This window comes from Actinoplanes sp. NPDC026670 (assembly GCF_040638175.1).
Classification (GTDB): domain Bacteria; phylum Actinomycetota; class Actinomycetes; order Mycobacteriales; family Micromonosporaceae; genus Actinoplanes.
Genome location: NZ_JBEZXU010000224.1, coordinates 1 through 1,040, shown reverse-complemented (window position 1 = coordinate 1,040; position 1,040 = coordinate 1). Strand labels below are relative to the sequence as shown.

Genomic DNA, 1,040 nt, shown 5'->3' with positions numbered 1-1,040 from the left:
GAGGACCATGAACACCCTTGCTCGCAGCCGCGCTGCCACCCGCCCAGTCTCCAACCTTTGCTCCGGTCGCATACGTGTGCGGCGGTGTACGGCGGTATCGGCCCGAGTTGACGGATGCCACGCCAGTCCACGTGTATGCGCGAGTGCGCCTTGACCCCGTCGTCGGCGCTGCCATCGCTGACGCTTACATGGCCGCGCCGCTCAGGGAGGAACGTGCCTATGCCGCCTACGCCGCGTTCTGCCGGGAAACGGTGCGGCAGTATCACTTCATGGTGGGCCGGGTCGAGTTCGGTGGCCTGGGCGTGACGGTGCGGGTGGTGAACGAGGACCCGTACGAGGAGGTCGACTCGATGGTCGACGATGTGCGGCACCGTCAGCTGAAGGTGTGGGCCAGCGCGTCCAGCGGAAACCCCCACCCTTACCTCAGTGACGGTGAGAACGACATGTTCCGTGCGGTCCATGACGTGTTCGGGCACGCGGGTAGCGGCCGGGGGTTCGACCGGCATGGCGAGGAGGCGGCCTGGTTGAAACACAGCAGCATGTACTCGCCGTTGGCGCGTCGCGCTCTGGCGACCGAGACGCGTGGCCAGAACTGTGCCCAGATCTTCCACTATCGGGGCGGTCGCTTCCCTGAGCAGAAGGCGGTGCTGTTGCCTCGGTTGTTCAGTGATCCGCGTCTGGTGCGTGTCGTGCGGGGTCGTGTGGCGAAGGCCGTTCCTTGCTGAGTCGTTCGATTTCTTGACGCAGTTCCACTACCGCGAAGTGTTCCGGTCCGTCCGCCTGGGCGCGGCTGTGCATCAGGCTCTTGAGCTGGCGCAGGGCGCGGTCGTGCTCGCCGAGCGGCACGTGGGCGCGGGCGGCGCGCAAGCGGAGGTCGAATACGAGAGGATGGCTGTCGCCGTGGCTCCGCGCGTGATGATCGGCGAGTTGTCGCCACTGGCGGGCGGCGGCTCGGAATTCGCCGGCGGCCTGCAGTTGTTCCGCCTGCTTCGAGGCCTGTTCCACGTCGAGTTCGGCGGGGTCGTTCGTCGACGTTGCTC

Annotated in this window: 2 protein-coding genes; both read left to right on the top strand. The window is 66.8% G+C overall.

All coding sequences use genetic code 11. The annotated features are described in order from the left end of the window. Window positions 1-107: 107 nt before the first annotated feature. Window positions 108-725 carry a hypothetical protein gene (locus AB0E94_RS53275; protein ID WP_357091606.1) on the top strand — a complete coding sequence of 206 codons (618 nt, stop codon included), beginning with the start codon at window positions 108-110 and terminating at the stop codon, window positions 723-725. A 13-nt stretch (window positions 726-738) separates the two neighbouring features. Beyond that, window positions 739-1,040: hypothetical protein (locus AB0E94_RS53270; protein ID WP_360344693.1), on the top strand; the 302-nt coding region annotated here is incomplete at its 3' end.